We start from the raw sequence: 1,288 nt of genomic DNA, 5'->3' as shown, positions 1-1,288 counted from the left end.
CTGGTCATTAACGCTAAGCGCTATTGGCGAAGTTAGCCCACAACCACCACGTGCTAGTTTTGACGTTGAGACACAAGGCTTAACAGTTAACTTTATTGATTCAAGCACTGATTCAAATAACGATATTACACAGTGGAGCTGGAGCTTTGGCGATGGTGCAACATCATCTGATCAAAACCCTATGCATGTGTATGCAGCATCAGGTAATTACGATGTAGAACTAACGGTAACAGACAGTGAAGGCAATACAAGTACATCAACTCAAACGGTTGTTGTAAGTGATGTAGAGCTAGAAATCACCTTAAAACGTGCTAATAAGTCTCGCCTTGATACTATGCGTGTAGAGCTTAGTTGGGAAAGTGTTGGCGCTGAATCACTAAGTGTTTACCGTAATGGTGAGCTTGTAGATACTACTGCTGACCGAGGTCGTTACCGCGACTACGTACGTGGTGCTACATTACCATCGTACGATTACCAATTATGTGTAACTGAAAATGTATGTTCTAACATCATTACGGTTTCATTTAACTAACTACTCCTAAAGTGACTTTAAGCCCAGCATTGCTGGGCTTTTTTTATGTTTTAAAAAAATATAAACTATGCTTTTTTATACGGATGGGTTTTAAGCCAGTGCTCGGCTATTTGCTCACGTGTGGCAAACCAAACCTGATCATGCGAGCGAGCATATTCTAAAAACCGTGCTAATGCTTTTATTCTTCCTGGTCTGCCAATTAGGCGGCAATGCAAACCTATCGACATCATCTTTGGGGCGTTTTCACCTTGTGGGTCGCCTTCCTCGTATAGTGTATCGAATGCATCTTTTAAGTAATTATAAAACTGATCCCCGGCATTAAAACCCTGCACGGCAGCAAAGCGCATGTCGTTTACATCAAGCGTGTAGGGCACTATTAACTGTGGCTTACCTTCTTTAATACTATAAAAAGGTAAATCGTCACTGTAATCGTCGGCGTCATATAAAAATGTGCCATTCTCAACAACAAGGCCTGCGGTATTTGGGCTAGTTCGGCCGGTATACCAGCCTTTGGGCTTTTTACCTGTAAGCGTTTTAATGACATCAATGGCTTGTTGCATATGCTCGCGCTCAGTTTGTTTATCAATGTTTTGATAATTAATCCAGCGCAGGCCATGGCTTGCAATTTCGTGGCCCGCTTTAACAAAGGCTTTAGCTACATCGGGGTGGCGCTCAAGGGCCATCGCCACTGCAAAAATGGTGACCGGTATATCGTATTTTTTAAAGAGTTTAAGTAAACGCCATACACCTGCTCGC

The 1,288-nt window shown here is 42.6% G+C and carries 2 protein-coding genes; one reads left to right on the top strand and one right to left on the bottom strand.

Annotated elements, in window-relative coordinates; all coding sequences use genetic code 11:
- Window positions 1-532: PKD domain-containing protein (locus L652_RS0100445; RefSeq protein ID WP_024594680.1), on the top strand; the 532-nt coding region annotated here is incomplete at its 5' end.
- 65 nt (window positions 533-597) lie between these two features.
- On the opposite strand, the gene L652_RS0100440 is transcribed toward L652_RS0100445, so the two are convergent.
- The coding region (locus tag L652_RS0100440) for a polysaccharide deacetylase family protein (RefSeq protein WP_024603169.1) at window positions 598-1,288 on the bottom strand (691 nt) is incomplete at its 5' end.

The sequence above is a fragment of the Pseudoalteromonas sp. TB25 genome, assembly GCF_000497995.1.
GTDB classification, from domain to species: domain Bacteria; phylum Pseudomonadota; class Gammaproteobacteria; order Enterobacterales; family Alteromonadaceae; genus Pseudoalteromonas; species Pseudoalteromonas distincta.
Note: the sequence above shows the minus strand (reverse complement) of the source record. Positions and strands in the feature narration are given on the sequence as shown.